A 24,323-nucleotide genomic window follows, 5' to 3' on the forward strand; every position below is an offset into this window, starting at 1 on the left:
CCTATTTAAAGAAACAAGGATTTAATAAATCCATTCCGCAAGTTTAGGATTTATCTCGATGGCATCGTTAAAAAGCCAAACCATACGATCACAGAACCACATCTTTCCCATGGTCATGGCAAAACCAAAAAACATGGTTGGCCAGAATAAATTCAAATAGGCGGTTATAAGACCACCGAAAAAACCAATCCCTGCCATGATGCCCAAAGCGCGGGTTTGTGATCTGTGCATGTCGAGAAGTTCATCCAGCCCTTCAAAGGGAACCTCTTTGAGCCAGATACGTTCGCCAAAGGTGACTTGAGAAGCCCAGAAATCAGTGTGCCGGGGTTTGGGAAATATCCGCGGATTGAGATACATCCAAAAGGCGAAGAGAAACAAAAGAAAGCCGGCCACGGGCCAACCCCAGGCTTCATGTGACCAGATCGCCGGGAATATCAGCCATCCAGTGGCAACGCGCGTCCACCCTGACATCGGGTGAGAATGGTGTTCCCATGTATTCTGCGACATTTTGAAGATGTTTCGCATGGTATCGCTCAGCTATTGTTTTCGTCAGGATTTGAAAGAGGAGTACAGGCGAGGGTAGTGACCTCGCAAGCCGGGTTCAAGCCAATAGTATAACAACTTTCTTTTGTCATATTTCAAATCGGGCAAAGATCCTGATTGGGGGAGGGGAATGAATTTTCAAAAAAGACAAAATGAATTTTCAAAAAAAATAAAAAGCGAGTCACTCCGCTATTGACAGTTTTGTGTCATGGCATTATCACCCCTCTTACAGCGCGGATGATTGACGAATCAGTTAATCAAACTGGCACTGTCAAAGCCTTATGGCGGAGTAGCTCAGCTGGTTAGAGCAGCGGAATCATAATCCGCGTGTCGGGGGTTCAAGTCCCTCCTCCGCTACCAATTCAAAAAGCCTCAGCAAAACTGCTGAGGCTTTTTCAGTTTTACCATTAAATTTTTAAATTCGATCAAACAAAACTGGTCAAACCAATTTTTGTGACGCATTATCTGCCTTCTTTGTAAGTGAACTCTTTGGTTCCAGATCACAGTCGGGATAGAGAAATGGCGTTGGGTATTGGTTTTATTGGCTTGGGCATTATGGGCAATCGCATGCTAACAAATATGTCTGTGCATGGCGGGTTTGATTTGATTGCGGCCTGGGACCCTAATGAAATTGCGAGATCTGCGGCTCAAAAAACCTATCCTTCTTTGACTGTTTTGGAGAGTGTCGAAGAGATTATCAGTCATCCTGATGTCGATGTGGTTTATATTGCCAGTCCGCCGGCGTCCCACCGGGACTATGCTTTGGCCGCCGCAGATGCTGGGAAAGCTGTCTTCTGTGAAAAGCCTTTAGGGATCGATGTGGAACAGTCACGGGAACTGGTGGCGGCTTTTGAGCAAAAGAATATCTTAAACGCAGTGAACTATCCGCTGGCAAATTCTCAGGCAGCTGATCTTATGAAGGCAGATATTGACGCTGGTAAATTGGGTAAGATTACCTCTGTTGATGTTCGGCTGCATTTCGCCCCTTGGCCCCGGGATTGGCAACAGGATGCAACCTGGTTATCTCAACGCGCAGAAGGTGGTTTTGTCCGGGAAGTGGGCTCTCACTTTATTTACTTAACCGAGCGTCTTCTGGGGACGGCGGAGCTTTTGAATACCTGCGCGATTTATCCGGAAGACGATATTTCCTGCGAGACAAATGTACAGGCTCAACTTGCCTGCGATAACGTCCCTGTTTCTTTTCATGCCAGTGCGGGCGGTGTTGGCCCCGATGTTGTCGAGTTCACCGTTTGGGGCGAGAAGAAGTCCTATCGCCTGACGATGTGGGATCAGCTCTATTCGACAACAGGCGAGGAATGGAAACGTGAACTTTCGGAAATTGATGATGCAAGACAACACGGCTACATGCGGGGACTAGATAACCTGATCGCTTGGAATGAAGGCAAAGAGTGTTCGATCGCAAGCTTTGCTGATGCTCTTTCGGTCCAGGAGAAGGTGGAAGCCATTCTGTCTGGTGAATTCTAAACTTCAGCCAGAGCAAAGCTGGCAAAGGTTTTTGTTAGATCGTGACGGGGAGAATGGATGAAGTCAGACGTTGGTCTGTCTTCGATAATGTGCCCCTGATCAATCAGGATGAGTTTATCTGCTAATCGCCAAAGTGTTCGAAGATCATGGGAAATGATCATTAAGCCGAAATCATAGACCTGCCGCAGATTTCCCAAAAGCGATATAATGTTTTTTTGCGTGACAAGATCAAGCGCGGAAAAAGGCTCGTCTAAAATCAGAAATTCGGGTTGGGCAGCGATAGCCCTCGCCAGGGCTATACGTTGGCACTGGCCGCCAGATAAGGCGTGAGGTCGTTTTTGCATGAGAGCAGAGGTAAGGCCAACCTGATCGAGCAGGTCTTGCGCTTTTTCATGGCGTTGTTTCTTTGTTGTATCTTTCTGTGTTTCCATAGCTTCTTCAACACAACGAACAGCTGATAAAAACGGGCTAAGCGCCATGTGAGGATCTTGCCACATATACTGGATCTTGTGCCCGGTTTTGCCGAATTTGGGTTGGAACATCGTGCCACCTATTTTAAGGCAAGATTGGTCAACTTGATGGATACCAACCATTGCCTTGGCCAAGGTGGATTTTCCACAGCCGGACCGTCCCAATAATCCTGTTACCTTGCCGCGCTCTAGGGTGAATGAGATGTCATGCAGGATTTTATTGCCACCAAGTGAAAGGGACAGATTATCGACTTGAAAACTCATTTAAGCGACCTTCATGGCATCAATAATTTCCCGGGTGGTTTCGGCACGTTCACGATAGGTGAGTTCGTCCCTTGTACAACGATCAACAATCTTACCGTCTTTCATGACCAATAGATCGTTGCAGACCCGTTTGACAATACGAATATCGTGGCTGATAAACAGGCAGGCGGATTGAGTTTCTTCCAGCATGATTTCCATCGCCTTGAGAACGTCTTGTTCAGTTAAAACGTCCAGTCCCGTTGTTGGCTCGTCGGCGATTAAAAGCGTTGGTTTCAATAGAAGAGCCATAGCCATTAACACACGTTGTTTCATGCCTCCACTGAGGTGGTGTGGATATTGTGTCAGGCATCGTATTGGCAACTGCATGCGGTCAAAAGCATATTCAACGGCATTGATAATTGTAGTTTGATCCTGCTCGATAACTGTTGCGATCTCTATCATCTGTTGTTTGATTGTCAAGGCAGGGTGAAGAGCACTTCCCGGGCTTTGAAATATACAGAACATTCCCTGACCACGGATACGACGTTTTTCCGCAGCTGAGAGAGTGAAAAGATCTTGTCCCTGCAGAATTGCTTGCCCCTGTTTCCTAACAAGCGGCGGGCGTAGTATGTCCATGATGGCATGACTGGTTACTGACTTTCCGCAACCGGATCGCCCGATAAGTCCAAGGCGCTGCCCCTGATTCAGGGAGAAACTAACATCATCAATAATGGGGTTTTGATCTTTTCCCTGTTGACAGATCGTCAAATGATTCAGCTTGAAAAGAGGGGTGTCTACCATCGGAAAGGACTCCTGTTATCAAGCTTATGTCGTATTCCCTCCCCAAGCAGATTAAATCCCATTACGGCGAGGCTTATCAGCAAACCCGGAGCCAGCAACAGGCCGGGGCGTTCGGTGAAGAAAGGACGTGCTTCGTTTAACATCGCGCCCCATTCGGCTTCGGGTGGTTGCGCGCCAATTCCCAAAAAGCTGAGGGAGGAAAGAACGAGCAGTATCGACGCCATTTCCAAGCTCATCACAACGAATAGAGGGGGTAAGATCTGGGGCAGGATATGTCGTATAACTAACTTAACCGGACCGATGCCGCATTGGCGCGATGCCAATACAAAATCTTTTGCGAGGGCGTCTGTTGTCAGCGTGTAAACCAGACGGGCAAGGCTGGGCCACCAGGCCAGTGCAACGCCAATAATGGCAGAGTTTAGAGAGGCACCAAGGAACCCGATAATGACCAGCGAAAATATGATCATGGGAAAGGCGAGAAAAATGTCCGTTATCCGCATGAGCAGGTGGTTAACCACCCCACCGACCATCGCAGAAATAAGCCCGATAGGGACAGCGATGAAAAGAATGCTTATCGCGGTCATCACTGCGGCCCCAAGGGAGAGAAATGTCCCGGACATTAAACGCGAGAGTACGTCGCGACCAAGGTGATCTGTGCCCAACGGATAGGTCCAGCTCATTCCTTCTAGTCGGCGAATAAGGTCCATTTTATTGGGATCGTGCGGGGCTAGACTTTCCCCGAAGAAGGCGATGAGAAGTAAACATCCGATCAGGATAACGCCTGTATTTAAGCCAAGGGGTGTCGCACGCAATGACAAGAGTTTCACTCTGTTCCCCCTTGAGAACCGCTCTGTTCTCTAAAGTGCGGGGTTAGCCAATAGTTCAGGAGATCAGCAATGAAATTACTGACAAAGAAAATCAATCCCATAAAAAGCAAGTAAGCTTGAAGAATAGCAAAGTCGCGTTCGAAGACCGCTTGTAAGGCCATTTGCCCAAGCCCAGGGAGGTTGAAGATATTTTCTACAATAACAGACCCGCCCAATAAGGCACCAAAAGTTACCGCCCAGTTGGTCACCAAGGGCGGCAGGATAGATTTCATAATGTGACGACGCAGGATAAGCGTGGGGCTAAGCCCCTTGACGATTGCAAGACGGATATAATCTTCGCTCATGACAGCCAAAATTCTATCTCTCATTAAGCGCCCCATTGTTGCTGCACTGCCGAGGGAAAGTGTTAAAACAGGCAGGACGAGGTCATACCATGCCCCCGATCCCAATAGTGAAATCCATTGAAGGCTCAGGGCAAAAATAAATAACAGGAGTAGAGCGAGCCAAAATGAGGGAATAGAGACCAGAAAGATGGAAAAGAACTGAACGAAATTTCCCAAAGCCTGTGACCGCGTTAAGGCGGCAGTAATGCCGAACAAGGCCGAGAGTACAATCGAGAACGCCAGAGATAATGTTGCCAGTGTAATAGTAAGAGGAAGGTGGGTTTTGAACTCTTCCAATACGGAGCGTCCAGAGGCAATGGACTGTCCCATATCCAGATGAAGAAGCCGAATTAACCAGTCAATATAACGTTTAAAGATCGGTTGATCCAAGCCGTATTCCTGACGCAGGGCAGCGATTTGATCCGCTGTGAAAATAACGCCAAGACGGCGCAACTCCATCTCGACTGGATCACCGGGGGTCAAGGCGACCATGAAAAAACCCAGCATGGACATACCAAGCAGAGTTGGAATTGCCGTTGCCATGCGTTGTAGAATGAAGTTTCTCACGTGGGTTTCTCCGTCTGCTTAAGACTTACCAGTTCTCTCAAGTCCAGATATTTCAAACCGTGATCCGCAGGCCGATACATCAGCCTGCGGAACTCACAAGTCGGACTATTTGACTGTTACACGACCATAATCAATCCAGTCAGCGTGCTCAAACATAGGGATTTCCATGCCAGGGCGAGACAGGTTGAAATTCGGTACCATAAGAATAGGAATAGCGGCCAGCTCATCTTGCACAATAGATCTGTGTGCTTTGCGAACATAGTCGATGATTTCTTCGCGACTTTGGGCTGCTCGTGCTTTTTCCAACAAGGCGTCTACAGTTTTGCCGGGGGCTGTGAACTGATACCCCCAAGGTGTTTTTGAATGGAACAAGTTATAAAGTAGATAGGTAGGATCAGTGTTGTTGTTGGAAGCAAATTCCATATAGAGATCAGCTTCACCCGTTGCGAGATAAGTATCGTCATAAACACCTGAATCATCCACCTGTATCAGATCAATCTCGATACCTATGGAACGGAACATTTGCTCTAGCAGTTCTGGCATCGGGCGAACGGAAGAGACGTTTGGATAGGCCGCAACCAGTCTGAGTTTAAGCGGACGACCATCTTTTGTGCGTGTACCATTTTCACCAAGGACCCAACCAGCTTCATCTAGAAGGGCACCTGCTTTATCGGGATCGTACGCAAAGCCGTCTACGTGATCATCACCAAGGTCAAACATCCAGTTTGGCAATATGCCCTTGGCAACTTCACCACGGCCATCAAACAGGATCTCGGCTAACTGTGGGCGGTTAATTGCATAGGCAATCGCTTCTCTGACCCGCTTGTCTTGCATCGTGTCAAAAGGGGCTTTCCCGTGCATGTTTGCGAGTAGGGCAACGTAACGGATGGGACGCGACTGGTGAACAACAATAGAACCGTCTTTAGGTAGCGCCAACATCATTTGCGGGGTGACTTCGGCAATGACATCTACTTCGTTGTTCTTTAAGGCCAGAAGACGCACTTGATCGTCGGCGATAAAGCGATAGGAAATTTTCTCAATGGCTGGTTTTTCGCCCCAGTAATTGTCGTTTTGCTTTAGCGTGATGGACTGTTTAGGTTGGTAATCTTCCAACAGGTATGGGCCCGTCCCAATAGGGTTCTGACTGCGATCACCCGCAGTAGAGAACAAAGATGCACCGCGGTGGGTCATGTTTTCGATGACCAGTGCTGAACCAATTTCGGATTTGAAGGTAAAGCTGTAGGGGCCTGTCTGCTCAAAGCTTGTTTGATCAATTTGAAGGAAGTCGGATTTTCCCTGATCATAGAGTTTCAACGCTGCAATTGCGGCCTTGGCGTTAAAGTCAGAACCGTCGTGGAATTTGATGCTTTCGCGGACGTTAATTGAATAAACCCCGTTTTTATAATCCCAGTCTTTAAACAAGACGCCTTGGGGTTTGAAATTTGCATCCGGTTTGACCGCTGTTTCAACAATTTGCGCAGAAGGACGACGTGTTGTGAATGAGAATTTTTTTGCATCAACGCTGTAACGGTCTTTTTTGACGGCGATACGGAGATGTGTTGATTCCTCTGCAATTGCTGAAGATGAGAGTGGCAATAAGCAACAGGCAATTGCGATACTCCCTGCACGTAGCGTGCGGGTAAATGCTGACATGATTTTGTCCTTAAATTTTGAGAAACGATTGGAGGTTAACTCGAAATAAAAGGCGGATCCCGAGGACGATAAGATGTCAGAAGCGGAGAACAAAGATGGCAAAAATCATCTTGAGGTAACAGATGTAACCGAAGTTCCTGTGATGGAACTGGCAGATTCGTCGTAGTGTGCGCTGTTGCTTTTATCGCGTTGAACGCAAAACTACAGACAGAATTTTGTTGTTGTTTAGGATCAGGTTTGACTGGTTGACCGCTCTCGTCAACCACAATGGTTTTCATGCCTTGCGCGGTACAGATGACAATTTCAAAACCATCTGAACCGTTGGCGGCCATGAGACCTGGCGGCACAAAAAGCTGAAGCAGCGCAAAGTATAGCGCAAACATCCCTCTTTTTGCCGAAGTCAATCTCACAACCTTAAACCTTTAATCCTGTAATTTTCGCTAAGCTATGCCAGCATCTTTAAGCTAGCCTCTTTAAGAATGCAACGTGCTATATTGTCTGGGTGTATTTCATTTCCCTGATGTGTTTCCGGGACAGGAATTGCCAAATTAATATGACGTTGATTATTTACCTGTGAATTTGATACCCGCAATGAGATAGATCAGGTCAAAGCAGCGTTGGTTGTCGATAATCTTATTGCGTGCTTCAGGACGAATGGTTATTGAGTGTCGAACTCAGTTTTCCCGCAATTTATAAGGTCGGCTTACAATGTGGAGCGACAACAATTCTGAGTTTTGAGAAGACGGATTGGCAACTTATTGGGATTAGATGAATGTCTGATTATACTTTTTACGTAGGTCATTTAAGGTTCATTGCCAATCGGACCGGACGGGTGAATGACGAGGTCTCCAGAATGATGGATATTCTGGATGATATTGCGTCCCAGATTGAGACAAAATCTGCTTTTAAATTAAAGGCAGAGGATCTGCGTTTGGGGTCGCGTGCTTTGGCCGGTGTTGCCGGATTCCTGCAAAAACAAATCTTGCCAGAAGTTGTTGCTGCTCAAAATGAAGTTGGCGAAAAGCAGGTGCGCTGGGTTATTGATACGTCGATGGCCTTTACGTCCAAAATTCTGATGCATGCTGAGATCACCAGTGACAAGGATGATCTTGAACTGGATCTTCCAAAAGCACCTTCCTAAGTTACTTTTATAATTCCGGAGTATAAATTCTATCCATTTGACGCACTTTAACCGTCCTGCTCCGTTGATTATTTTATCTTGTGTTTTCTTTGTGAAGTGATCGGACTACTCTTTCATAAGCTTGTCTTCCTGGCAGCATTTTGTGTTAATCTACTCGGTAAAAGTTAAGCGAGTGATAGGCGAATAGATTTATGAAGCGGATAGGTTCAGGCAAGTCACAGGGAATGCTGTCTGGCATATTCCTTAGTGTATTGTTGTTTTTCTCACCTGTTTACGCGCAAGACCTGATTGTTGACCACTGGGTCTGGGCAGGACAATCGTTGGACGACAAAGATCAGAATCAACAGAAATTCATAGATAACTGCGAAACACTTAAACTAACCTGTAAAGTGGGTGTGACCAGGGTTCTGGTTCGTTCCTGGGGATATGACACAGGTCAAAAATCGATACCACATCAAAGCCCGAAATCCTTTCCGAATACAGAAAAACTTATTCTGACATACCGCATGGAGAAACGGGTAGGTGCAAGAGAGATCGTTGCTTTTATTAATCGTGATATTAATATTTGGAAACGGGCCGGCCGGAATATTATCGGTGTTGAAATCGATTATGATAGCCCGAGTTCAAAGCTTAATGATTATCGACTATGGCTACAGACCGTGAAGAACCAAATACCTGCGGATGTTTCTATTAGGATAACGGGTTTACCGACTTGGTATGAGGATAATCGTAAAGGGGCAAAGAAGCTGGCTGCGACTGTTGCAGAGGTCTCGTTGATGTTCTATCGACAAAAACAGACGCCGATAACTGATCATCTTCTTGATGCCATAAAGGAAGTGAATAACATCAGATACGGATTTCTCTGTAATGATGAGAGATGGCACAGTCTTTTTAAGGAGCAAAAGAAATATGGGACGTTTCGCATGGCAATATTCATTACTGCTGAGTGTCATGTTAATCGCGAGCTTGCTCCCTCGTGATCTCGCAGCGGGGGGAGGTCCTCCTTGCCAACAGCCCATAGCGTCACGCTATTGTTCGTCAACTCAGCTTGATATGCTTGTCCCACAAGAAGGCCGTGCGAAGATATTTTTGGAGCAATTGATCCGGGCGTATCGTCCTAAATTAATTGAGACTGCTGATAGCTCAGATCTTGAACTTCAAATCTTCAATGATATTCGAAATTTTCACGAAACCTATCGTATTGGGGAACTTGCATCGAAAGAATTGGGGGCCTTTGTTCGTCAAGAGAACGAAGATATTTTCGCCAGGGGGGACTATCTGACTCAAGCTTATTGTTACAACGGGGGAAGTTTCTCAAACCTTCATAGCTATTATGTCGGTTTGAAAAGTAGCAATTTGGAACAGGATGAAATCAGACATTTGGCTATGATGCGTCTTGCCCTTGTACAAGACTGCCTTTTCAACCTCGATGACTATTTAAAAACATCTAAGATGTTTCGGGGGCATGTAAGCAAAGAGCAGGGCTTGTATAAAAACTGGTCTCAATACATCGAAGCCGCAGCTTTTTATCACGATGGCTTCTTTCCCGAGGCTGCAGAGCTTTTTGCAATGATCGCACTGGAGGAAAAAAACGAAGGGCGCGAGACCGGATGGTTAATTGAAACAGCGCGTTATATGGAAGTTTTGGCCCTGTTTCATAATGGTAGAGAGGGTCAGGAAAAAGTCTTCCTGCCCGCGATATTTAATAGTTTTACCGAAGCGTTTCTGACGGATTTCCCTCAATCAGAATACCGACGCCATGTAGAGGATATGGAGATCGGTATTTGGTTACATTATGGAGATCGTGATCGTTACTACACAGAGCTTCTGGATGAAATAGCGGGCAATCAATTACTGACAAGTGATGGAACGAAAATAGATGTACTTGATCATCTCGCGATCAATGCCTTACGTGCCAATATTGATGAAATCTCGACACGACCGCTCAAACATCGTGATGGAATCACGCTTTTAGCGGCTATTCTTTCCAAGCCTGATGATCTAGAAAGGTTATGTGCCCAGACAAAAAATGTTGCCTCCGGCCAGTATCAAGAAATTGAAGCCTATAGCGCGATGGTTTGTGATTATCTGCTTAAAGGTAAGAAGCCTTCAAGTGATGTCTATACAAACACGCCTCTCTTTAGTCATGCCCAAGCTTTTGAGGCAATGGTCAACTTGGAAGAAGGCGAGTTTAATACGGTTGGCATGCAAATCAGTAATATCGCGGCAGGAAAAACGACCTCGCTCGAAGATCTTTTCGCGCTGCGGACCAGACAGCTTGAAGCTCGGTTAAAGAACAAAACACCACTGGCTTTTATTTTGGAAGATGGCATTGAGGAAAAGAGTCAACTTGCAGAACTTACAGTACTGGATAGTGTTCTTTATGAACAGGTATCTCGCTATTTCCTGAGCGCAAATGACTTGATCACTGCCTTGTCCGGTACAGCCGATCCCTTGTTGCAGTTTGCCTTGATCCGTCCACATCTGGATGAGGCTATGGTTCAGGAAGATTGGCAGGGAGCGATAATGCTTTCTAAAAAGCTCGACTGGAAAGCCATCTTTCGAGCTAGTGCATTGGACAAATCAAGTAAGTTGCGGGAAGAAATAAAGCTCTATGCCGATATTGAGCAAAACTTGGAAATACTCGTGTCAGGACAAAGTATTGAGCGAGATAGGGCCAAAGCGTTGTCGGATGTTGCGTATTTCCTATACGAGAACCATATTGCGCCACGCTGTAGCTACGCACGTACCAAGTTGATTAACCATTATCTTGAAGATTGCCAGCCTGTTTATTTTCGTTTAGCTGCGGAAGGTGTCTGGGCGGAGAATAAAGTGACTGGTCAGCCGAGAGCACCGATTGAAATGTTTGCAGAGGCCCTCGATCTTTATGGCGAGGAAAAGGGAACAACAGCTGAGCGCGCGCGCTTACTTCGGATCATGATATTCTGTGCCAAGGGTGCAAATAATGTTAGCTATTGTTTGCGCTGGAAAGATATTCCCAAGAAGCAATTTCAGGATTGGTTTGAAACACTGGCTTTGAAGTACCCAAAATCAGAGCGAGTTAAATACTGGTATTATGATCTGCCATTTTATACAGGCGTTTACACCAACAGGGCAGGGCAAGAGCTGGACCAGGAATACTGGTATGAAGAAGATGCCTATCTTGGATATCTGGATGGCGGCCCTTACGCGCTGAACATCCATTAATTATGGGAATTAATCTCGACCATTAATTGGGGCCGTTAATCCTAAATAAGCATCTTCTTTGTAAAGTTCATTATGCCTGCAGTAGAGGTTTGTGTTTCATACTATCGGGAATATCAGCACCAATCCGTGAGAGGATTGTTGGGGCTATGGCTAGTTGGTCCAATAGCTGATCTTTTTCTGGAACCTTCGCGGCACCAAAATAGTAGAAGGGGACATAGCGCATAATTTCCTCGTTACCGCCGTGATGACCATCAGCATTCATGCCATGATCGGCTGTAACGAAAATATCGTATCCTGCTTCTAACCAGATTGGTATTGTCCGAGCCAGCGCGTTATCAATATGCCAGGTCTGAATACGGTATTGCGCAGAGTCCGCAGTATATTTATGCCCAAGACTATCAACGGATGAACTATGTAATAGAACATAATCCGGCGTATGACGACGAACAAGGCGGGTTGCCTGTGCACAGAGATCAATCTCAGCCGGGGCACAGATGTTCGCCGTAGAATAACCTTCCATTGAATAGAAACGCCCGTGCTGGATTGCCTTTGTTTCATCTTCCACTTCGACATGCTCAACAGGATCGTAAGGACCGTTATAGAGTGTGTGGAAGTAGGAGTGCGCGACTGCTGCCGTGCTATGTCCGGCTTGATGTAGCTGGTCAAAGACATTTGGAACGTTTGAACGTCGTAGAGCTTCGTTGCCACTGACACCATGATCAAGTGGTGATAAACCAGTGTGGATGGTTTCATACATGGCGGCTGAAATGGTTGGTAACGTTGTACGCATTTTCCAACGATGGGCTCGACCCAGTTCAACCATTCCTTCCAAGTAACCACATTGGGAGAGGGCGGTGTCATAGCCAACGCCGTCCATGATGACGAGAATTACTTTATTGGACATATCGTTTTTAACCTGTTTGATGCTTCGTCACTATGCAGCAGCACAAAAGCTGTCAACAACGCGCTGAAGGATAGGTGCATAATATTCATAGGGTGGCGTCGTTACTGCAGGATCTTTGCCTTCGTCATCCCAATAGCGCACCTGAATGATTTCCTTCAGATGCGGATTTTGTTCCAGCTCTTTCATCTCAGCTTCACTCATCGGTCCACCTTGAAGATTAAGGGTATGGATAGAGGCATCCGACAGGCGTGAAAAATAAGCTTCGTCTTTTGCGCAGAGGTATCTTTTTGCTGCTACGTGCTGGCGAACACATTCAGTGATTACTGGCGGGAAAAACTTTTCCAATACGGCAGCACCAGCTTCGTCGTGATGATTGTTGATACCTTTTTCGAGCGCATCGTCCGGAAACTCGTTGGTGTAGTGACCGATATCATGCAACAACGCTGCCGCGATCAAAGCGTCGTTTGCTCCTGCTTTTTCTGCGAGTTGTGCGCCCTGAAGCATATGTTCGGACATTGTGACATCTTCGCCTAGATAGGAGTCTGCGCCACGGCGATGGAAAATATCACCAATGAAATCAACAATGTTCTCTTTGCTCAATGTCTGGAATTTATCGACACTCATTGGGCTGCCTCCTGCATTTTAACTTTGGCATTGATTGACGCAAGTGTTGATAACAGACCGTCTTTATCTGCATAACATCCCTGAAGCCAGCGGGTCCCCACGCCTGAAAAGCCTTTTCTTGCATGCATGACACGGGTGTTGTCTACGATAAAAAGATCTCCGGGTTTCATCATAAAGCTGACTTCCATTTCTGGGCGTTCAATTATTTCAGCATATTTACGATAGGCAGTGTAGAACGCATCCATCTGTTCAAAAGGAATATCAGTGAAGGGGGCCGAAGAACGATTGTTAAAACGGATCGATAGCATTTCTCCGTCCGGGCCAAGTTCAATGGTCGGACGTTTTGATTGCAATCTTACTTCGTCACTTCCCGCGTATTCAAAGCGTACAGGAAAGCCGGCGAGTAGCTCAAAGCTTTCTGGTGATTCCTGGTGTAGGACTTCAGCAGCTTTGAAGCCATCAACAACAATTGAATCTCCTCCATCAGCGGAATTTTCCATACAAGAGAGTAATTGAAGTGTTGGAACCGGATCACGGTATGGATTGTCGGTATGGGCCTGCAATCCCAATCCTGTGTAGGCAAGGTTCACAGGGTTCACTTCTGACCTGACTTCAAAGAAGCGACCATAGTTTGTTTCTCTTACATAACCGAAAAGCTCTGCCACATCACAAAGGGTACCACTCTCAAGTGGCAGATCCGTCATAATGGCAAATCCATAGGCTTCCACAGCTTCTAGCCAATTGCCGAACTCAGCTCCTTTCTTTTGGGCTGTCGCATAATCAACAGTTGGAATTTGTGACGTATTGGAAAGACTGGAATCCCATGTTTTAACGCGAGCACTTACCCAGCCCTTATCTGTGGAGTGGGGGATGTCATAGGCATGTTCTTTTAACCAATCACCGGGGAAAGCAACGGTTTTATTTTCGGGTTGAAAAGTGATCTCAAGAGCGCCTTGGTCATCTACCGACGCTCCAGAAATATAGGTTTCAATAGGCAGATCCAGAATGGTGATCAGCCTTTGGCCATTTCCTTCTGATCGTGTGGCAGCATCCAGAGCATTATCCCTGAGCCAAAGCGCATGAAAACGGGTAGACGATCCGTCATGCCAGGTTGCTTTCAAGACCTTGCCATCATTAAGGATGGCTGCGGTATCCAATCTCATTTTATCTCTCCAAGACAGAATTTTTTATAATTGACTGGATTAGTCCAGTTATAAGGAATAAAAACAATCAATATAATATAGCCCTATGACCTAATTATTTTTATGGCTATGGAGTAAGCTATTGGCATCATTACCACCTTTGGATTGGTTGAGAACATTCGAAACCTCTGCCCGTCATGAAAACTTCACAGAAGCTGGCGTGGAACTGGGGTTGACGCAGGCAGCGGTTAGTCAACAGATCAGAAAGCTGGAAGCTCATCTTGGCGTGATTTTGTTTCACCGTTTGGCGCGAGGTGTGGAACTGACGGCAGAGGGTGATGCCTATCTTCCATCCGTTCGATCATCTCTCCATGCTTTGGCGAGATCAACAGAAGATCTGTTCGGTAAGAAGGGCGCGAAAATCATTACAATAGCCTGCCCCGCATCAATTGCATCTTTGTGGTTGGTGCCTCGCTTGCCCTGGATCAGAGAAGCACGCCCCAATGTTACCCTTTCCATTGCCTCTATTCATCGTCCTGCAGACTATGAAGCAATTAATGCTGATATTGAGATAAGGTTTGGGGCTGGGAACTGGGAAGGGAAAGTTGCGACGCACCTTTTTTCCGAGGTCTTGTCCCCAATATGCGCGCCACAATTGCTGGAAAGCACGAAGGAAGATGCGTGGCAAAATTTGCCATGCATCAGGTTGGCTGGTCGACGGAGTGGTTGGTCTGAGTGGGCGATTGAAGCAAAGGTATCTCCACCTAGAAAAACAGCTATTCGTTTTGATAGCTTTATTACTGCACTGGATGCTGCAAAGGCAGGCGTGGGAGTATTACTAGCGTCATTGCCTTTAAGTGAGGGAGCTCTGTCCCGAGGTGAAGTGGTCCGCTTGTCCCCTATAGAACTGGCGATGCCGAGCGGGAATTGGCTTGTTAGAAAAGAAGCAGGGCAGATGAGGGCGGATATTGAAGAAGTTTGCAGACTGATTTCACATGCTGTGCCCTGAGGGGCCATTTTGAACTTCTTCTTAGCGACTAAGTTATTCGGATAAAGCTGCTCATCCCTGTTTTTTGATGCTCAATAATATGGCAATGGAGAAGCCAGTCACCCAGGTTATCAGCGACAAAGGCAACATCCATACGCTCATCGGGCAGGACAAGGGCTGTATCGGTGACAAAGGGATCAATCTGTCGTTTGTTGGAATTGAGCAGGGTGAAGGAAAGTCCATGCAGGTGGATCGGATGTGTATGTGGAGTTCTGTTTCTAAAGCTAAAGATATAGCTTTTCCCCAGCTTTAGTTCGGCCAATGGTTCCATTGGATCTGGGGAAACGCCCAGCCATGCTTTTCGATTGATGGCCCAAAAGGAAAAACCAATCGTGCCACAAAATCCGTTTTTCGGGGCTGATTCAGCTGTTGCTGTAAACTCGAAAGGAATGTGCGCTGCATTTTTAAGGTCGGGAATTGGCACGGGATTGCGTGGGAGCGGCTTGAGGTCGCGTATATCGCGTTTTAGGGATGCGCCTTGTGATCGTAAAGTTGCAACCGTCCAGGCTTTTGAGGAAGAGGCGTTGATAAGCTTGACTTCTTTACCTTCTTCGTCGGGCATTCTAATGGCGATATCAATGCGTTGTCCTGGGCCAACCGCTTGGTGATCAAGCGGGAAATGTTGCGGCACAGGATAGCCATCAAGTGCAATAACTGTTGCGTTTGCGCCCTCTGTTTTCAGCTTGAAAATGCGGGTGACGTCACTCACGACTGCCCGTAGACGGATGATGCCGCCACTGGGAACATTGTAAACCGGGTTTTCTTCCCAGTTGGTGGTTTTTACTGTCCCGAAGGTACCAGCCCGGGCACTTTTCCTAGCTTTGTACAGGTTAATAAACTGACCATCTGACCCTAAACGCCAATCCCGCAAGTTTAAAGTTACATCGGCGTCAAAATCAGGAGTTTCTTTTTCATCGACGACCAATACCCCTGTAAGCCCATAACTCATTTGTTCCAATGTATTGCAATGGGGGTGATACCAATAGGTTCCGGCATCAGGTGGCGTGAAGATATAATCAAACATTTCGTTTTCATAAACGTAAGGTTGGGTCACAAAGGGTACACCGTCCATGGCATTGGGTAAGCGTAAGCCATGCCAATGAATAGTTGTCGGTTCCGGAAGCTTGTTTTTCAGGCGTACATGGAAAGGTTCGCCTTGTTTAGCACGGAGTATAGGGGCTGGGCCGGATGCATTGTATGAAAACACATTTTTGGTCGGATGATGTCCCAGAATATTTTGTTCGATTATTCTCGGTTTCAGAACCAGATCGGGTGTCGCATTTGCCTGTGAGGCGAGCAATCCAAATGATCCTCCGCCAATGGCAGCGGTACCTGTGGCTAAGCCGGCTTTTAAAAAATGTCTTCTGTTCAGCATGGTATTCTTAAATCTTGGGAAAGAATTATTTGTGAATAGGAATTATTATCAATTAAGCAGTAGTCCTATATGAAGATTAAGTCAAAGAGCCGGAATGTCGCATCCAAAGCTATTGTGTTTGTCGAACTTTGTTAGGGCGCTTTGTACTTGATGCCTGAAATCAATCATTGATTAAATTCAGGCATCAGAATGGAAAATAGTATTATATTTTTCAAAACACTATTCAAAAATGAGTAAATTAGTACAAGTGCAGTCATTAAACTGTGATTTCTGAATTGTTTCTTTGCTGAGGGATAGATTCACAGACCTCTCGTTTCAGGATGTATAAATGAGCGATTTTGATTTAGTTGAATACCAGAACCGTCTGTCTCTTGCGCAAAAAGCAATGCACGAAAATAACCTTGATGCGCTGGTTTTTTGTACAGAAGCAGAGGTCAGATATTTTACCGGATTTCGGACACTTTTTTGGCAGAGTCCAACACGTCCCTGGTTCCTTGTGCTGCCTCAAAAGGGAGAACCTGTCGCGGTTATTCCGGCAATCGGTGCAGACTTAATGCAAAAGACATGGGTAAAAGATATTCGAACCTGGTCTTCGCCCCATCCAACGGATGATGGCATTAGCCTTTTAGCAAAAGCCTTGGAGGATTATTCTCGCATTGGCTGGCCGATGGGACCAGAGACGAGTCTACGCCTTCCTGTCCGTGATTTCGATGCATTGCGTTCATCCTGTGGGGCAGAGTTTATTGATTGCACCGATCTTCTCAAAACTTTGCGGATGGTGAAATCAGAGGCTGAGCTTAAAATTATCAAGAGTATCTGCGATATTGGTAGCTCTGCTTTCGCTAGGGCAGGGGAGCTTTTCTCTTCGGGACAGGCGCTGGATGATGTTTTCCGACAATTTAAAATCGCCCTTTTACAAGAAGGGGCCGAGGATGTTCCTTACCTCGTTGGGGCTGCAGGGCAAGGCGGTTATAGTGATGTTATCTCGCCGCCATCACAAACCCCTTTACGTGACGGTGATGTTCTTATGCTGGATACTGGCTCAACTCTGAAAGGATATTTCTGCGATTTTGATCGGAATTTTGCGATTTCCCATGCTGATGATGCCGCAAAACGTGGCTATGAAAAGCTGTGGCAGGCAACAGAAGTCGGCTTGAAACACGCGCGATCTGGCACACGGTGTTCTGATTTGTTCAATGCCATGCACGAAACTATGGGCGGTGGCTCGTCTGATGTTGGGCGTTACGGGCACGGATTGGGAATGCAGTTGACGGAATGGCCATCTATTTATGCGCATGATCATACAGTCCTCAAACCAGGAATGGTGATGACACTAGAACCTAGTATGGAAATTTCGCCCGGAAAAATCATGGTTCATGAAGAAAATATTCTGATTACAGAAGACGCGCCTGTCTTGCTGACACAGCGGGTGGCCCCTGAATTACCTATTATCTAGGGATAAAAGATTACTCCTGTTAGTGGGAGTAAAGCCGGGATCTTTAAAAATACTTGTAGGACTGAAAATGAAGCTGGATTTTACGCTTGATAAGGGGAACGAAGCCAAAGTTTGCCTTGGATTGATCGTTTTACAGGCTGATGAAACGCTGGAGAATGAATTCCGGCATGCCATTCGGGACTTTGATATTTCTCTTTTTCATTCCCGTATCCCCAGTCGTCCGTCCGTGACTAAAGAAACATTGGCCCAAATGGCAGAGGATTTGCCCGCTGCGGCAAATCTGCTGCCCCAGAGCACTAGGTTTAATGCGATAGCCTATGCCTGCACATCTGGCGCGACGGTTATTGGGCCGCCAGAGGTTGCTGTTAAAATACATACACAACATCCGGGAGTTCCGGTAACAGACCCTATAACGGCGGTGATGACGGCCTGCCGAACTTTGGAAATAAAGAGGTTGGGTTTTTTAACGCCCTATGTTCCTGAAGTTTCAAATGCAATGCGAGCCCTGTTGGAAGAAAATGGGTTTGAAATTGCCAGCTTTGGCTCTTTTGAGCAGGATCAGGAGAAGGTTGTTTCCAGAATATCCGAAGCTTCTACGCTGGAAGCGATTGTCAACGTTGGTAAAGAGAAAGGCTGTGAGGGTGTTTTTGTCTCCTGCACCAATTTACGTACGCTCGGCATATTGGAAGAAGCCGAGCAAGCACTTGGTAAGCCTGTAGTTTCAAGTAATTTGGCTCTTATCTGGCATATGTTGAGACTGGCTGGTGTTAAGGGGCGAGGGACGGCACCTGGAAAGTTATTTGCAAAAGACCTTTCTCCATCATTGCGATGAGATTGTCTTATTCCAGTTAGGCGCTGTCTTTTGAATCCATAACAATAGTCACGGGGCCATCGTTACGTAATTTGACATCCATGTGTGCACCAAAAACACCTTTTTCTACGGAGAGCCCTTCGTTTTGTAAGGCATTACAGAAGAATTCATAAAGCCGTTCGCCCTCAGAAGGATTTGCTGCACCAGAGAAGCCGGGCCGGTTTCCTTTTTTCCAGTTTGCTGCGAGCGTAAACTGACTGACTGCCAACACTGACCCATTTACATCAATGACTGAACGATTCATCTTGCCGTCTTCATCAGTAAAAATCCGCATTTTGCTGATTTTTCTGGCAAAATAAGCCGCTTGATCATCATTGTCGCCATGTTCAGCGCAAAAGAGAATGAGCAGCCCCTGTTTGATCTCCCCGGTTATATTGTCGTCTACGGTCACAGAAGCTTCGCTTACTCGCTGTAGAACTGCTCTCATTATTCGCTCTTTCTTAGGTGGGGTTATTCAATCAGTTCAAAGCTATGAGTAATTTCGGCTGCTTTCCCAAGCATAATGGACGCAGAGCAATATTTATCGGCTGAGAGTTTAACGGCGCGCTCGACCTTTTTCTCGTTCAGACCTGCGCCTTTAACCCGGAAGTGCATATGAATTTTAGTAAAAACCTTAGGGTCGGTGTCCGCACGTTCTGCTTCGACATCCACATCAACATCTTCGACGTTTTCGCGTCCACGTTTCAGTATGTAAACAACATCGTAGGCAGAACAGCCGCCCAGTCCCATCAAAAGCATCTCCATAGGGCGTGGCCCAAGGTTTCTACCACCGCCTTCGACGGCACCATCCATGACAACAGCATGACCAGAACCACTTTCAGCCATAAAGGCAACATTCTCTATCCATTTGATGCGTGTTTTCATGTCTTTGGTTCCTTGGGAGATAAATTTATACGCAAGGTAGCTTTCACTTCTTGGCAGGTACAAGAAGAAATGTCTTTAGATCACTAATTTATGAAAAGGGCGCGAAGAAGCCTACTGTATTAACAAGAGTTACCCGAAATAGAGCGAGTTCAGTATCTTTAACTTGATTGTGTCATGCTCAACATCGAAGGGAAGGAACAGCACGGTATAGGACTGTTGTTGCAGTTCTTTTTTTACGGCTGCTTCCCATCTCATCTGTTTGGTGACAAGGTGCGGTTTTCTGGTGTTATATACATGCGTTAAACGGGATCTCGCATCGGCAACAGCATTCTCGGGCAAAGCTTCTTCCAGGGGAGAACGACTGGCTTTGATGCCAAAATTTTCCCGGCAATTATCACCTGTGATGGATACAAAAAATTTCGTGTCACTCTGGGCATTAAACAACATGACATCAGGTAGAGCTTCACGTACGACGCTGGGATTAAAATCTGACCAGGCAGGTAGCTCTTTGTCAGCTTTTAGTTCCAGCCAATAGCGATAGAGATTGGCCTGAGCAACAGATTTTAAATTCTGCTCGGTCACTTCTAAAACTTTAACTATATCAAACGTTTTTGCCATGGTTACAGTACTGTTCAATACACTTTAAATGAGACGCTATCGCGGCAAGGCCAACGTATTTAACACGTTTCATTCGAACATGGGTTAATATCCGGCAAAAATATGATAATTATCTGTCAAAAGACAATTTTCACATTCCTGAAGGCTTGTAGAGGCTGAAACTGCCGAGGTGCTGAATGAAACAGGTGCAGACGATATTTGATATTCATACAAAAGGGCAAGGCCTTTATGAATTTACCCGTGAAGTTTCTCTGTGGGCAGAGCAGCAAAACATTGTTTGCGGGCTCTTAAGTCTTTTTATTCGGCATACTTCGGCCTCCTTAACAATTCAGGAGAATGCCGATCCTGATGTACAGTTTGACCTGAACAACTTCTTTCGTCGAGTCGTCGAGGAAAATCCTTCTCTTTATCGGCATACCTGTGAGGGGCCGGACGATATGCCTGCGCACATCCGCTCTGCCCTGACGGATGTACAGCTAAGTATTCCAATCGTGCACGGTTCGCTAGCGCTGGGAACTTGGCAGGGGATTTATCTGTTTGAGCACCGTGCTATGCCTCATGACCGTCAGGTAATTGCTCACCTGATCGGAGAGTAGGTGCTGTTCTTTGTTCCTTCTGAGATTACGGCCCGATGATTACTCCGCTTGTTGCGAGGCCGATGGCTATTTGCTCTGTGGGCGAAAAGCTTTGCAGTAGCTGTTGTCAGTTTCCAGAAATGGTCCGTTGATAAGGTCTATGCAATAGGGAATGGCAGGGAAAACAGCATCCAGGCAGTCTTTGATAGCGGATGGTTTGCCGGGGAGGTTGACCATCAGGCTTTTCCCTCGGATACCGGCAGTCTGTCTGGATAGAATAGCCGTTGGTACAAACTTCAGACTTACTTGCCGCATCAATTCGCCAAAACCGGGCATGAGTTTTTCGCTCACAGCTTCTGTTGCTTCAGGGGTGACATCTCTTGGCGCTGGCCCCGTGCCGCCGGTCGTGACAATCAAACAGCATTCTTCGATATCGGCAAGTTCGATTAATGTCTGTTCTATAAGGTTTTGATCATCTGCGATGATCCGTGTGACAGGCTCCCAGGGCGAAGAGAGAATTTGCGATAACTCTTTGTGAATTGCGGGACCACCAAGATCTTTGTACTCACCCCGACTGGCGCGGTCAGACACGGTAATAATTCCGATTTTTGCGGTAGGTAATGGGTTTGGGGAGGTGGTCATAAGGTGCTCCTGTTTTGAACGCTTGACCTTTGTTGATAATATTTACGGAGAAATGGACACGAAGTTAAGGAGAAGGTCAGCATCGATATCTGAATAGTAAATTAAAGATGTGGTGTATTTGATGAAGATCAAGGCACACCCTGCTGGGGGTAAGCATGATCGGCAGCATAATTACGAGATTTCATTTCTGAGCTGTTCCAGATGTATGACAAAAACGTACCATCCAGGGTGTTGCCTTTCACACCAATGCTATTTGCCGGGTTTATGATGCGGCCTGTTCCTGCATTTTCTCTCAAGCCAATCGTCAAACATGTTCTGACAAGGATGAAAAAGCTATATCCGGAAATTTTTTCTCGGTTGGCAGTTCTCGGCAATACAAGCTTTCTTATCGATCCGACAGATTTGCCATATTGCTTCTGTTTATCAGTTAAAGAAGGCGAAACTCATATTGATATTTGGGATGATGATTCAGATCGTTCCGGGTTTCAGGCTGTTATTTCGGGGCCCATGCTGGATTTAATCAAACTGTTAGAGGGACGAGTCGACGGGGATGCTCTTTTCTTTTCAAGAACGTTGAATGTCGAAGGAGATACCGAGGCTGTTCTTACGCTTCGGAATGCTGTCGATAGTGCAGATGTTGCTCTTGCCGATGTGATAGGTGTTCCGGTTCCTTTTATGAAGCCTGGTTTTGACAAACTGTTTTCAAAGGTTGGTTCTCTTTTTGGAAATTTGGAGAAAGATTTCGTAACTGTTCAACGATCTGTTTTGCACCCGATCGCTCGGCATATGGGGGAAGTGGATAAAGAGTTGGATAGGTCAGCTGATCGGATGAGGAAGATTGATAAGGAACTTGTCAGGATCAAAACATCCTTGAAAAAATCACAACAGTCAGTGGAAAGAGGGCGGTAATGGAACTCGTTTGTCCCGCTGGTACGCCAGCTTCTTTACGCGCTGCCTTGGACGCAGGGGCTGATGTTGTTTATGTCGGCTTTCGTGATGAGACGAATGCACGTAACTTTCCTGGTTTGAATTTCAGCCCTGAAGAGCTGGAAGAGAGCCTGAAAAAAGCTCACGATATGGGACGCCAGATTTACGTCGCGATCAACACCTATCCACAGGCAGGGAATTTGGAGCCTTGGTATAAGGCTGTTGATACTGCAGCGAGAATTGGTGTTGATGCAGTCATTCTGGCCGATATTGGTTTATTGAATTATGCCAAACGACAACACCCCGGATTAAGGCGGCATTTATCGGTACAAGCCTCTGCATCTAATCCTGAAGCGATTAATTTTTATCGCTCTGCATTTGACGTTCAGCGTGTTGTCCTGCCACGGGTCTTGACCGTTCGTGAGATTGCTGAGCTGATTGAGGAAATTGATGTTGAGACCGAGGTTTTTGCCTTTGGTGGAATGTGCGTCATGGCTGAAGGACGGTGTTCTCTTTCGTCCTATGCGACAGGGAAATCTCCCAATATGAACGGTGTGTGTTCGCCTGCCAGTCATGTTGAATATGAGCAGCGTCGCGGAAAACTTGTATCCAAGCTTGGCGAATTCACCATCAACTCTTTTCCCAACGAGGAAGCCGCAGGGTATCCAACTTTATGTAAAGGCCGGTTTGTCGGGCATACGGGCGATCCGTCATATCTTTTCGAGGAGCCAACATCGTTGAATGTGATGATGATGATGCCGGAACTTATACAAGCAGGGGTTAAAGCACTGAAAATAGAAGGCCGCCAACGGGGGAAAGCCTACGTACATCAGGTGGTATCCGGCTATCGAAAAGCGATTGATGCTGCAATGAAAGGAGAGCCCGTTCCATTTATGGATATGGGAAATATTACCGAAGGAACCCGATCAACAGCAGGTGCCTATGAAAAGAACTGGAGATAAGATTTAATGAGTTCGCAGGCAATGAATTCACGGGCAACGAGTTCAAAGGCAAAACTTACACTTGGTCCCGTTCTTTACAATTGGCCAGCTGAACAGCGGCGAGATTTTTATTTTCAAATAGCAGACGAAGCCCCCGTTGATGTTGTCTATATTGGCGAAGTCACTTGTTCCAAGAGAGCGCCGTTTTTGACGCCTTTTATACCAGAGATTTGTGATCGCCTAGAACAGGCCGGCAAAGAAGTTGTTATCTCAACTCTGTCTCTTGTGATGTCAAAACGGGAAAGAAAGGAACAGCATGAACTTGTGCAGGATAGCCCCTGGGCTCTGGAGGCGAATGATCTTTCTGCCATAGGGTTGCTCAAGGGGCGGGAACATATCGTCGGCCCATTTGTTAATGTTTATAATGAAGATACGTTAGACTATTTTTATGAGAACGGTGCGCAAAGAATTGTGTTGCCGTGTGAGTTATCGGGCAAAGCGATTGAACGCCTTCTATCATCCAACAAAGGCAGAGAAGTTGAAATTCAGGCTTTCGGACGCGTTCCGTTGGCCCTCTCTGCACGCTGTTATCACGCCAGGTCTCATGGGCTTAGTAAGGATGGTTGCCGGTATGTGTGCGAACAAGATCCGGACGGTATGAATGTCGAGACATTGGATGGGGAAGCTTTTCTTGCCGTAAACGGAACGCAGACGATGTCTTACACTGTGAATAATCTTTTGGGTGAGATAAATGATTTGAGCAAGCTTGGTGCGACGCATTTCAGGTTGTGGCCACAACAGGTGGATATGATCCGGGTCATCGAAATCTATCGAGCACAGTTGGACGGAGCAATTGCATATGATGCGGGGCAGGAAACTTTGTCAGAACTTGTTGATTTTGCCCCTTTTTCAAACGGATTTTATCACGGTGTAGAGGGGAACAGATTAGTCGAATAACTTGGCCAGACGATGACGCAGTCTATAATGACGGTTTCAAATCAGGTTGTTAACATGTT

At 46.3% G+C, this 24,323-nt stretch carries 26 protein-coding genes and 1 tRNA gene; 12 read left to right on the forward strand and 15 right to left on the reverse strand.

Annotated elements, in window-relative coordinates; all coding sequences use genetic code 11:
• Positions 1-21: 21 nt before the first annotated feature.
• Complete coding sequence (locus BKB51_RS12110) at positions 22-525, reverse strand: DUF6653 family protein (protein ID WP_338066532.1); 504 nt, start codon at positions 523-525, stop codon at positions 22-24.
• A 301-nt stretch (positions 526-826) separates the two neighbouring features.
• On the opposite strand from BKB51_RS12110, the gene BKB51_RS12115 reads away from it, so the two are divergent.
• Together BKB51_RS12115 and BKB51_RS12120 are read left to right on the forward strand one after the other, a co-directional pair.
• A tRNA-Met gene (locus tag BKB51_RS12115) sits at positions 827-903 on the forward strand.
• A 159-nt stretch (positions 904-1,062) separates the two neighbouring features.
• A complete protein-coding gene (locus BKB51_RS12120; RefSeq protein ID WP_085901334.1) occupies positions 1,063-2,028 on the forward strand; it encodes a Gfo/Idh/MocA family protein in 966 nt (321 codons plus the stop codon).
• On the opposite strand, the gene BKB51_RS12125 is transcribed toward BKB51_RS12120, so the two are convergent.
• The 6 genes from BKB51_RS12125 to BKB51_RS12150 form a co-directional block, all read right to left on the reverse strand.
• Positions 2,025-2,762, reverse strand: a complete 738-nt coding sequence (locus tag BKB51_RS12125; RefSeq protein WP_085901335.1) for an ABC transporter ATP-binding protein — start codon at positions 2,760-2,762, stop codon at positions 2,025-2,027. The two genes, BKB51_RS12120 and BKB51_RS12125, sit on opposite strands and share 4 nt — an antisense overlap.
• On the reverse strand, positions 2,763-3,542 hold the full coding sequence (locus BKB51_RS12130) for an ABC transporter ATP-binding protein (RefSeq protein ID WP_085901336.1): 780 nt from the start codon (positions 3,540-3,542) through the stop codon (positions 2,763-2,765).
• Positions 3,536-4,369, reverse strand: coding sequence for an ABC transporter permease (locus BKB51_RS12135; protein WP_198946716.1), 834 nt, complete (start codon positions 4,367-4,369; stop codon positions 3,536-3,538). The genes BKB51_RS12130 and BKB51_RS12135 overlap by 7 nt, the downstream gene beginning before the upstream one ends.
• Positions 4,366-5,319 carry an ABC transporter permease gene (locus BKB51_RS12140; RefSeq protein ID WP_085901337.1) on the reverse strand — a complete coding sequence of 318 codons (954 nt, stop codon included), beginning with the start codon at positions 5,317-5,319 and terminating at the stop codon, positions 4,366-4,368. Before BKB51_RS12140 ends, BKB51_RS12135 begins: the two co-directional genes overlap by 4 nt.
• 105 nt (positions 5,320-5,424) lie before the next feature.
• The gene (locus tag BKB51_RS12145; protein WP_085901338.1) at positions 5,425-6,972 is read right to left on the reverse strand and encodes an ABC transporter substrate-binding protein; all 1,548 of its coding nucleotides are present in this window, start codon (positions 6,970-6,972) and stop codon (positions 5,425-5,427) included.
• Positions 6,973-7,007: 35 nt separating this feature from the next.
• A complete protein-coding gene (locus BKB51_RS12150) occupies positions 7,008-7,376 on the reverse strand; it encodes a DUF2946 family protein (RefSeq protein WP_125911833.1) in 369 nt (122 codons plus the stop codon).
• A gap of 368 nt (positions 7,377-7,744) precedes the next feature.
• Here BKB51_RS12150 and BKB51_RS12155 point away from each other — a divergent pair, with 368 nt between their 5' ends.
• From BKB51_RS12155 to BKB51_RS12165, 3 genes are all read left to right on the forward strand, one after another.
• Positions 7,745-8,113 carry a hypothetical protein gene (locus tag BKB51_RS12155; protein ID WP_085901340.1) on the forward strand — a complete coding sequence of 123 codons (369 nt, stop codon included), beginning with the start codon at positions 7,745-7,747 and terminating at the stop codon, positions 8,111-8,113.
• Positions 8,114-8,304: 191 nt separating this feature from the next.
• Complete coding sequence (locus tag BKB51_RS12160) at positions 8,305-9,093, forward strand: DUF3142 domain-containing protein (protein WP_085901341.1); 789 nt, start codon at positions 8,305-8,307, stop codon at positions 9,091-9,093.
• Positions 9,023-11,320 (forward strand): hypothetical protein, encoded by a 2,298-nt coding sequence (locus BKB51_RS12165; protein WP_125911834.1) that lies wholly within the window; start codon positions 9,023-9,025, stop codon positions 11,318-11,320. Before BKB51_RS12160 ends, BKB51_RS12165 begins: the two co-directional genes overlap by 71 nt.
• Positions 11,321-11,390: 70 nt before the next feature.
• Here BKB51_RS12165 and BKB51_RS12170 read toward each other — a convergent pair whose 3' ends face one another.
• From BKB51_RS12170 to tmpA, 3 genes are read right to left on the reverse strand one after another with little or no spacing between them, the layout of a single operon-like run.
• Positions 11,391-12,224, reverse strand: a complete 834-nt coding sequence (locus BKB51_RS12170; protein ID WP_085901343.1) for an alkaline phosphatase family protein — start codon at positions 12,222-12,224, stop codon at positions 11,391-11,393.
• A 30-nt stretch (positions 12,225-12,254) separates the two neighbouring features.
• Positions 12,255-12,848, reverse strand: coding sequence for a (R)-1-hydroxy-2-trimethylaminoethylphosphonate oxygenase (tmpB, locus tag BKB51_RS12175; protein ID WP_085901344.1), 594 nt, complete (start codon positions 12,846-12,848; stop codon positions 12,255-12,257).
• A complete protein-coding gene (gene tmpA / locus BKB51_RS12180) occupies positions 12,845-14,011 on the reverse strand; it encodes a 2-trimethylaminoethylphosphonate dioxygenase (protein WP_085901345.1) in 1,167 nt (388 codons plus the stop codon). Before tmpA ends, tmpB begins: the two co-directional genes overlap by 4 nt.
• A 121-nt stretch (positions 14,012-14,132) precedes the next feature.
• On the opposite strand from tmpA, the gene BKB51_RS12185 reads away from it, so the two are divergent.
• The gene (locus tag BKB51_RS12185; RefSeq protein ID WP_085901346.1) at positions 14,133-14,999 is read left to right on the forward strand and encodes a LysR family transcriptional regulator; all 867 of its coding nucleotides are present in this window, start codon (positions 14,133-14,135) and stop codon (positions 14,997-14,999) included.
• Positions 15,000-15,027: 28 nt separating this feature from the next.
• Here the strand turns inward: BKB51_RS12185 and BKB51_RS12190 are convergent, their stop codons facing one another.
• Positions 15,028-16,413 carry a multicopper oxidase family protein gene (locus BKB51_RS12190; protein WP_085901347.1) on the reverse strand — a complete coding sequence of 462 codons (1,386 nt, stop codon included), beginning with the start codon at positions 16,411-16,413 and terminating at the stop codon, positions 15,028-15,030.
• Between the two features lie 328 nt (positions 16,414-16,741).
• Between BKB51_RS12190 and BKB51_RS12195 the strand changes: the two genes are divergently transcribed.
• Both BKB51_RS12195 and BKB51_RS12200 read left to right on the forward strand, forming a co-directional pair.
• The gene (locus BKB51_RS12195; protein WP_085901348.1) at positions 16,742-17,869 is read left to right on the forward strand and encodes a M24 family metallopeptidase; all 1,128 of its coding nucleotides are present in this window, start codon (positions 16,742-16,744) and stop codon (positions 17,867-17,869) included.
• Positions 17,870-17,936: 67 nt separating this feature from the next.
• Entirely contained in the window at positions 17,937-18,701 is a 765-nt protein-coding gene (locus tag BKB51_RS12200; RefSeq protein ID WP_085901349.1) for a maleate cis-trans isomerase family protein, read from the forward strand.
• Positions 18,702-18,717: 16 nt separating this feature from the next.
• On the opposite strand, the gene dtd is transcribed toward BKB51_RS12200, so the two are convergent.
• The 3 genes from dtd to BKB51_RS12215 form a co-directional block, all read right to left on the reverse strand.
• Complete coding sequence (gene dtd / locus BKB51_RS12205) at positions 18,718-19,167, reverse strand: D-aminoacyl-tRNA deacylase (protein ID WP_085901350.1); 450 nt, start codon at positions 19,165-19,167, stop codon at positions 18,718-18,720.
• Between the two features lie 23 nt (positions 19,168-19,190).
• The gene (locus BKB51_RS12210) at positions 19,191-19,604 is read right to left on the reverse strand and encodes an OsmC family protein (RefSeq protein WP_085901351.1); all 414 of its coding nucleotides are present in this window, start codon (positions 19,602-19,604) and stop codon (positions 19,191-19,193) included.
• A gap of 129 nt (positions 19,605-19,733) precedes the next feature.
• Entirely contained in the window at positions 19,734-20,222 is a 489-nt protein-coding gene (locus BKB51_RS12215) for a PAS domain-containing protein (RefSeq protein ID WP_085901352.1), read from the reverse strand.
• A 176-nt stretch (positions 20,223-20,398) separates the two neighbouring features.
• On the opposite strand from BKB51_RS12215, the gene BKB51_RS12220 reads away from it, so the two are divergent.
• Positions 20,399-20,818, forward strand: a complete 420-nt coding sequence (locus BKB51_RS12220) for a secondary thiamine-phosphate synthase enzyme YjbQ (protein WP_085901353.1) — start codon at positions 20,399-20,401, stop codon at positions 20,816-20,818.
• Between the two features lie 66 nt (positions 20,819-20,884).
• On the opposite strand, the gene mog is transcribed toward BKB51_RS12220, so the two are convergent.
• Positions 20,885-21,439, reverse strand: a complete 555-nt coding sequence (mog, locus tag BKB51_RS12225; RefSeq protein ID WP_085901354.1) for a molybdopterin adenylyltransferase — start codon at positions 21,437-21,439, stop codon at positions 20,885-20,887.
• Positions 21,440-21,640: 201 nt separating this feature from the next.
• On the opposite strand from mog, the gene ubiT reads away from it, so the two are divergent.
• The 3 genes from ubiT to ubiV are packed head-to-tail and all read left to right on the forward strand — an operon-like array spanning position 21,641 to position 24,264.
• On the forward strand, positions 21,641-22,348 hold the full coding sequence (gene ubiT, locus BKB51_RS12230; RefSeq protein WP_085901355.1) for a ubiquinone anaerobic biosynthesis accessory factor UbiT: 708 nt from the start codon (positions 21,641-21,643) through the stop codon (positions 22,346-22,348).
• On the forward strand, positions 22,348-23,328 hold the full coding sequence (gene ubiU, locus BKB51_RS12235; RefSeq protein WP_085901356.1) for a ubiquinone anaerobic biosynthesis protein UbiU: 981 nt from the start codon (positions 22,348-22,350) through the stop codon (positions 23,326-23,328). The genes ubiT and ubiU overlap by 1 nt, the downstream gene beginning before the upstream one ends.
• A gap of 6 nt (positions 23,329-23,334) precedes the next feature.
• On the forward strand, positions 23,335-24,264 hold the full coding sequence (ubiV, locus tag BKB51_RS12240; RefSeq protein WP_245813274.1) for a ubiquinone anaerobic biosynthesis protein UbiV: 930 nt from the start codon (positions 23,335-23,337) through the stop codon (positions 24,262-24,264).
• The last annotated feature ends 59 nt before the right edge of the window (positions 24,265-24,323 follow it).

The organism is Kiloniella majae (genome assembly GCF_002118315.1).
Lineage (GTDB): Bacteria > Pseudomonadota > Alphaproteobacteria > Kiloniellales > Kiloniellaceae > Kiloniella > Kiloniella majae.

Excerpts from the sequence above, each read along its gene's own strand:
- BKB51_RS12110 (WP_338066532.1), bottom strand. The coding sequence starts at position 525 with ATGCGAAACATCTTCAAAATGTCGCAGAATACATGGGAACACCATTCT.
- BKB51_RS12120 (WP_085901334.1), top strand. The coding sequence starts at position 1,063 with ATGGCGTTGGGTATTGGTTTTATTGGCTTGGGCATTATGGGCAATCGC.
- BKB51_RS12125 (WP_085901335.1), bottom strand. The coding sequence starts at position 2,762 with ATGAGTTTTCAAGTCGATAATCTGTCCCTTTCACTTGGTGGCAATAAA.
- BKB51_RS12130 (WP_085901336.1), bottom strand. The coding sequence starts at position 3,542 with ATGGTAGACACCCCTCTTTTCAAGCTGAATCATTTGACGATCTGTCAA.
- BKB51_RS12145 (WP_085901338.1), bottom strand. The coding sequence starts at position 6,972 with ATGTCAGCATTTACCCGCACGCTACGTGCAGGGAGTATCGCAATTGCC.
- BKB51_RS12155 (WP_085901340.1), top strand. The coding sequence starts at position 7,745 with ATGTCTGATTATACTTTTTACGTAGGTCATTTAAGGTTCATTGCCAAT.
- BKB51_RS12160 (WP_085901341.1), top strand. The coding sequence starts at position 8,305 with ATGAAGCGGATAGGTTCAGGCAAGTCACAGGGAATGCTGTCTGGCATA.
- BKB51_RS12165 (WP_125911834.1), top strand. The coding sequence starts at position 9,023 with ATGGGACGTTTCGCATGGCAATATTCATTACTGCTGAGTGTCATGTTA.
- BKB51_RS12170 (WP_085901343.1), bottom strand. The coding sequence starts at position 12,224 with ATGTCCAATAAAGTAATTCTCGTCATCATGGACGGCGTTGGCTATGAC.
- tmpB (WP_085901344.1), bottom strand. The coding sequence starts at position 12,848 with ATGAGTGTCGATAAATTCCAGACATTGAGCAAAGAGAACATTGTTGAT.
- tmpA (WP_085901345.1), bottom strand. The coding sequence starts at position 14,011 with ATGAGATTGGATACCGCAGCCATCCTTAATGATGGCAAGGTCTTGAAA.
- BKB51_RS12190 (WP_085901347.1), bottom strand. The coding sequence starts at position 16,413 with ATGCTGAACAGAAGACATTTTTTAAAAGCCGGCTTAGCCACAGGTACC.
- BKB51_RS12195 (WP_085901348.1), top strand. The coding sequence starts at position 16,742 with ATGAGCGATTTTGATTTAGTTGAATACCAGAACCGTCTGTCTCTTGCG.
- BKB51_RS12200 (WP_085901349.1), top strand. The coding sequence starts at position 17,937 with ATGAAGCTGGATTTTACGCTTGATAAGGGGAACGAAGCCAAAGTTTGC.
- dtd (WP_085901350.1), bottom strand. The coding sequence starts at position 19,167 with ATGAGAGCAGTTCTACAGCGAGTAAGCGAAGCTTCTGTGACCGTAGAC.
- BKB51_RS12210 (WP_085901351.1), bottom strand. The coding sequence starts at position 19,604 with ATGAAAACACGCATCAAATGGATAGAGAATGTTGCCTTTATGGCTGAA.
- BKB51_RS12215 (WP_085901352.1), bottom strand. The coding sequence starts at position 20,222 with ATGGCAAAAACGTTTGATATAGTTAAAGTTTTAGAAGTGACCGAGCAG.
- BKB51_RS12220 (WP_085901353.1), top strand. The coding sequence starts at position 20,399 with ATGAAACAGGTGCAGACGATATTTGATATTCATACAAAAGGGCAAGGC.
- mog (WP_085901354.1), bottom strand. The coding sequence starts at position 21,439 with ATGACCACCTCCCCAAACCCATTACCTACCGCAAAAATCGGAATTATT.
- ubiT (WP_085901355.1), top strand. The coding sequence starts at position 21,641 with ATGTATGACAAAAACGTACCATCCAGGGTGTTGCCTTTCACACCAATG.
- ubiU (WP_085901356.1), top strand. The coding sequence starts at position 22,348 with ATGGAACTCGTTTGTCCCGCTGGTACGCCAGCTTCTTTACGCGCTGCC.
- ubiV (WP_245813274.1), top strand. The coding sequence starts at position 23,335 with ATGAGTTCGCAGGCAATGAATTCACGGGCAACGAGTTCAAAGGCAAAA.